Below are 5,928 nucleotides of genomic sequence, written 5' to 3'. Positions count from 1 at the left end.
ATTATATTGGGGTATCCATAGTCGCAAATCACTGGGAAAGACTTCATAAATAGTTTTCCTTAAAGCATTGTCTAACAAGCGAATTAAATTGCGTACCAGTCGATTATGATTGATGCTTCCCCCTGTCATCTCGATAATTTCTCCGTCGTGATATTCGTGTTTAACCTCGGCAATGGTTTCTAAATTACGATATTCTTCTAAGCTGAGGGTTTTGGTAGGAGATCGAGTTAGCATTTTTCCAGATTAGAGCTTCTTTTATTTAATCATAACACAATTAATTTTACCCATTTAATTCTAATTCCCCTTGGAGAAAATCAATAAATTGTCTAGCAGTTCTTCCCGATCGCCCATTATGTTGGGTTGCCCATTGTTTGGCACGAAATTCTAAGTCTTCTAAGCTAATTTTTAATTTAGATAAAGCTGCCAAATGACGCACTATTTCCAAATATTTTTCTTGATTAGCCGGTTCAAAAGTGAGGGTTAAACCAAAGCGATCACTAAAGGATAATTTTTCTTGTACTGTGTCCCAATTATGCACTTCATCACTATCTTTTGGTTGTGGTCGATCCGCAAAAAATTCTCTGACTAAATGTCGGCGATTAGAAGTGGCATAAACTACGACATTTTTCGGTCTAGCGGTGACGCTTCCCTCTAAAATAACCTTTAAAGCTTTAAAAGCTTCATCGTCTTCTTCAAAGGATAAATCATCGACAAAGATAATAAATTTTTGGGGCAAATCTCGCAAGATTTCAATAATTAATGGTAGGTCTTTTAACTGCGATTTTGCCACTTCAATTAAGCGCAATCCCTGACTATGATATTTTTGCAATAATCCCTTAACCAGAGAGGATTTTCCCGAACCACGGCTGCCATAGAGTAAGACATTTAAAGCTGGATAACCTGCTAATAAAAACTCAGTGTTTTTAATCAAGGTTTCCTTGGGCATTTCATAACCGACTATGTCTTGAATCTGCACGGGATCGGGATGAGTAATTCCTTGTAATCTGCCTTCTTGCCACCTTAAAGCTTGATAACGGGCAAAAATTCCTGTACCACACTCACGATAATAATCGGCTAGATCTTCGACTAATTCCGTCCAATCTAAACTAGAATGTAGGAAACTTTCTAATTTATTGTCCACTTCCCAAGCGGGGAAAATTAGAAATTTAATTTGTTCAAAAACTGTCGAATTACTTAAGCTATAAATGCTAGAGTTATAAAGAGATTGGAGGATAGATAAATCCTGTTTAACGCCATCAATTAAAGATTCGGGTAACTCCGAAACACTTTTTTTCTGTACCTGTTGACTAAAGGGATTATCATCTAATAAAATTTGTTCGATTAGAAAATCATTCCAACTGATATTTCTGGATGCTAAAGCTTGAAACAATTTACCATAAGCTTTGAGAAAATCGGCAACATTATCCGTAGATAATAGGGTAATAAATGCCTGACCAATAGCATTATCAAAAACCCCTTGATACAAAACTAACAAGCTGACTTTTTTGTAAATTTCAGAGTTCATTTTTAATTCTCCACTAATAACTAACATTTCATGGCCGCCTTTTGGCAATTCCTAATCCGATTTAATAATTGCCGCCTTGTAGCCGAGGGAATGCCAATCAGTTATTATACTACCAAGATAGGGCGATATCTGCAACATTAAGGTTAAAAAGGGAGAAATGCCTACCGACTAATTCTTAGGATTTCTTGAATTGATTCTCGATAAAATTGATAACTTATAGCAGTTATCTTCATGGTGAGGTGCAAAGTTTTCGTTTTGGGGAGACGGTCCCGATGAAAAAATTTTCACCCCCATAGATGAAAGAGGTTTCCTTCCCTACACCCCACACCCCACACCCTACACCCTACACCCTCTTTCAAGTCAGGAGAAGATACCCTGTCAGGTTACACATCATCTTGAGGAGAAACGCTATATTTGATAAAATTTAACCAATCTTGGATTTCCTGTCCTAACCAGAGACATTCATCCTCGCGGAGATTCTGGCCGATAAGATAATAATTTTTAGCCGTCCGCAGACGAATCTGATAGTTACCTTCTGTGCCATTGCTATGGAGAAAAATACCCCATAAATCTTGAGTTTTAAAAGCAAATTTTTTGTAGATAAAATTGAAGACTTTATATTTAATTAAAACTTCTTGAGGTGTAAGAATTAATTGCATCTCCCGCAAACAAATAAAACCAATTAGAGCTATAATAAAGGTAAGAATCGGGGAGATAAAGACAGTGACAGTAAGGACAATCGCCAAAGACCAGAGGGTAGGAGCATCGGAAAGTAGCTTAATTTTTGGGGGTAAATTAATCTCTAAATTATCCCGGCGTTTAGCGATACGGATGGAACTGTGGGGAGGTTTTGGTAATTTCTTAGGATCGATTAAACTTGAGGCTTGGCGATAGGAGGGATGTTGGAGAAATTTCAGGGCTTCTCTGGCACTTTTAAACCGCTTTTCTACCGCCATATCGGTCATAGTTTCTAACCAATCGATTAAATCATCATCGATTGTCACCAGTTGGCGAAATTGAATTTTAGAGTCGCGGTGGGGCAGTTCTATCGGCACAATTCCCGTCAATAAATGAATTAAAGTCATGCCCAAGGCATATAAATCAGAACCCGGAACTGCCCGGCCCCAAAATTGTTCTAGGGGTGCATAACCACTCGTTCCCACCACGGTAAAAGTAACTCCTGTTGCTGCACCCCTGGACTGGACTGCGCCAAAATCTACTAAATAAACGTTATTTTCTGAGTTAATAATTAAATTACTAGGTTTAATATCTCGATGTAATACTGGGGGCGATAATTCATGCAAATAAATGAGAATTTCGAGAACTTCTTGGGCAATATTCCGAATTACCGTAGGGGGGAAACGTTGCCCCCTTTCTAAGTGATCGCTTAAGGATTCTCCGGGTATATAATCTTGTACAAGCACAAACCAAGGAATCCCGTCACCTTGATTTTTATCGAGGGAAAAATAATCGCGATAGCGGGGAATACGGGGATGATAGAGAGAAGCTAAAACGGCGGCCTCTCGTTCAAATAATTTTAATTCTTCCCATTCCATCTGGGGACTAAAAGCGAGGAGTTTAATAATTACCGATTCCTGGGATAATACATCGGTAGCTAACCAAGTTTGACGACCGATAGCGGTATTGCCTAGGCGTTGTTGTAGTTGGTAACGTTCAGCTAAAAGAGAATCAGAAGTAAAGGTCATAGTGGCTTTTCCCTTATTTAGGGTCTGCTGAAAAAGTTTTTCCTGGGGACAGGGTGTGGGGTGTGGGGTGTGGGGTGTGGGAAGTGGGAAGAATAAATAAAAATAATCTCCTATCTCCTATCTCCTATCTCCTATCTCCTGACGACCGGCTACTGACGACCGGCTACTGACTCCTAACCCCACCAACAAACTTTTTGCCGCAAACCCTAATTAATATCAATTTGTTTTTTGGCTGTCCAACAAAGGGCGATTCCTTTTTCTTTATAGGAAGATTCTCCGACAAAGATAGGATATAATTCAGATTCCCCACGATAGATAATTTCCTGACCATCAAACCCTAGAAAAATCGGTTGATTGGGTTGAATTGCCTGATAATCTCGTTGGAGAATCTGAGGATGTAACATGGCTTTAATTTCACCCTGTTCATCCCTAGGATAATCGATCGAGCCTAAACGTTGGTAAACTGTGAGGGATTCGCTGAAAGTATCGAGATGGGCAGCCAGATAATTTTCCTGTTCGATATAGTCTAGGATTTGATAGATGAGTGTTTCGGTTTGACGAAAAAGATAGGGACAGATGACACCATGGTTAACCGGACCGATTTCGAGGGTAAAAGCTAGGGGACAAATTCCTTTCAGAAAATGATTTTCTTCCTCGCTGACGGGATGATAAATTAAGCGCACCTCAGGATTAATTTTAGTCAGATAGGTAAAGAGTTTTAATAGCCAAGGATGGGGATTAGAATAAATAATTGCCAGCATCATGTTAGATGTGGTGCTGTGAATATCGATTAATAAATCAATGGATTTTTCTCGGATTTCTTTGACTATTTTTTTGGCTCGTTTTTGTTCGTATTGCTGACCATCGGGATTAACTAAATCTTTCTGGTTAAAACAACGATTTAAATCCGTATCGATATATCTAAACCGTTGCTTTAGGGCTAAGGGATTAGCGATGAGACTGTGGGATTGAAAACTGCTGCGAGCAATAAGATTAGGTGACTTTTGCAGGTATTTAACCAAATAAGCGGGAGTTAGTTCATTGCCATGCACACCGGCAATTAAAGCCAGATTTTTAATAGTAGTTTTCTGCTCGATCATTTTTTATAATTTTTGAGAAGTTAAGTGGGTGGGTGGAATTAAATATAAGATGAACGTAGGTTGGGTTGAAGCATGAAACCCAACGCCCGATTATGTTACGCTACCGCTAACCCATCCTACAAATAATTGTGCCTCCCTACTTATAATTATTTATGGTTTGCGGCAAAAAGTTTGTTGGTGGGGTTAGGAGTCGGTCGTCGGTCGTCAGAAGATTATTTTTATTTATTCTTCCCACACCCCACACCCCACACCCCACCCCTATAACTGATTTAGAAAAACCAGCCGTAGGAATGAAGACCTTTACCTAAAAGATTCACCCCTAAATAACATACCCAAACCACAACAAAACCACTGGCCGCTAGAATAGCTGGTTTTCTTCCCTGCCATCCCCGGGTAATGCGGGCATGGAGATAAGCGGCAAACACTAACCAAGTGATTAGCGCCCAAGTTTCTTTCGGGTCCCAACTCCAATAGGAACCCCAAGCTTCATTCGCCCAAACCGCTCCGGCGATGATACCGATAGTGAGAAGGGGAAAACCGAGACCAATGACCCGATAACTGATATTATCGAGGGTTTCCGCCAAGCTAAGACGTTGGGGCGAAAGGGTCGCCATCGCTGTTAAGGTGGGAGTTAAAAGGGCGGTTGTGCCACTGTTAGCCGTTTCCAGGAAAATTGGGGCGGAAAGAGTGGTAGATAACTTATTTTGCAGACGATAGGCTCCCGTACCCACGGAACTGCCTTTTAACTCGATATTTTGACCTCTAGTGACGATCAGAAAAGCGATCGCCATCAGGGAACCCACCATCAAAGCAGCATAACTTAACATCATGACGCTAACGTGCATCATCAGCCAATTCGATTTTAAAGCTGGAACCAAGGGCGCCGAAGTTTGCATTTCCCCGGGTAAGGACAAAGTGGCAAAAGCAGTAATCCCCATGGCTACAGGAGTCGTCACCACCCCCACCAGGCGACTGCGGCTATTGTACTCAGCAATTAAATGAACCGCAGTTACACCCCAAGCGAGAAAGAATAAAGATTCGTAAAGATTGCTGATGGGGAAATAACCCGCTTCTAACCAGCGCGCCCCCAATAAAGCGGCGATACAGAGGTTAGCGATGGCCACTCCCGTGCTGCCCAGGCCCGGCAACAAAGGTATGCTAGGAAAGGCTGCCCCGGCCCAATAAACCAGCATGGTTAAAAACAGGACTAAAAAAGAAGTGTTATCGAGAAAGTTCTCTAAGCTAACTAAATTCATGGGATTTCTCTCGTTTGTCGCTCGCTCGCTACCAAGTATTCCATCCTCTATCCTATCCCATCGGTAAGGCGATCGAGACAGGGAATTGTTAGTATAAACTTTGCATTTTCACTCTGACCCACCCTAAAAATTATGACTAATCAAGAAGATAATCAATTTTCCTGGTCGCGTTTGCCTCTGTTAGGCAAAATCCTGATCATTTGTTCTGGTGTTGCCGCTTTAGGCTATTTTCTTATCCCTCGTCCCTCAGAATTATCCAATATTCCCCTCGAACCCTACAGCGAATTTATCAATAAAGTGGAACGGGGCGACATCAGTAAGGTCAGAATTGGCAATCAAGT

General features: G+C 41.0%; 6 protein-coding genes and 1 pseudogene. 2 read left to right on the top strand and 5 right to left on the bottom strand.

All coding sequences use genetic code 11. From position 1 onward, the window contains the following. From PX481_RS12780 to PX481_RS12765, 4 genes are all read right to left on the bottom strand, one after another. Positions 1-234: Uma2 family endonuclease (locus PX481_RS12780; RefSeq protein ID WP_288094687.1), on the bottom strand; the 234-nt coding region annotated here is incomplete at its 3' end. Positions 235-280: 46 nt separating this feature from the next. Further along, on the bottom strand, positions 281-1,525 hold the full coding sequence (locus PX481_RS12775) for an ATP-binding protein (RefSeq protein WP_125731394.1): 1,245 nt from the start codon (positions 1,523-1,525) through the stop codon (positions 281-283). A gap of 383 nt (positions 1,526-1,908) precedes the next feature. Then, on the bottom strand, positions 1,909-3,231 hold the full coding sequence (locus PX481_RS12770) for a serine/threonine protein kinase (protein WP_052278585.1): 1,323 nt from the start codon (positions 3,229-3,231) through the stop codon (positions 1,909-1,911). A 206-nt stretch (positions 3,232-3,437) separates the two neighbouring features. Then, the gene (locus tag PX481_RS12765; protein ID WP_288027495.1) at positions 3,438-4,331 is read right to left on the bottom strand and encodes an aspartoacylase; all 894 of its coding nucleotides are present in this window, start codon (positions 4,329-4,331) and stop codon (positions 3,438-3,440) included. Between the two features lie 126 nt (positions 4,332-4,457). On the opposite strand from PX481_RS12765, the gene PX481_RS12760 reads away from it, so the two are divergent. Further along, positions 4,458-4,595: a hypothetical protein gene (locus tag PX481_RS12760; RefSeq protein ID WP_196219844.1), complete on the top strand. Its 138-nt coding sequence runs from the start codon at positions 4,458-4,460 to the stop codon at positions 4,593-4,595. 5 nt (positions 4,596-4,600) lie between these two features. Here the strand turns inward: PX481_RS12760 and ccsB are convergent, their stop codons facing one another. Continuing rightward, on the bottom strand, positions 4,601-5,587 hold the full coding sequence (ccsB, locus tag PX481_RS12755) for a c-type cytochrome biogenesis protein CcsB (RefSeq protein ID WP_288027496.1): 987 nt from the start codon (positions 5,585-5,587) through the stop codon (positions 4,601-4,603). Between the two features lie 132 nt (positions 5,588-5,719). On the opposite strand from ccsB, the pseudogene PX481_RS12750 reads away from it, so the two are divergent. Beyond that, positions 5,720-5,928, top strand: a pseudogene (locus tag PX481_RS12750) (cell division protein FtsH); the annotation flags it as partial.

It is taken from the genome of Microcystis sp. M53603_WE2, assembly GCF_030065435.1.
Note: the sequence above shows the minus strand (reverse complement) of the source record. Positions and strands in the feature narration are given on the sequence as shown.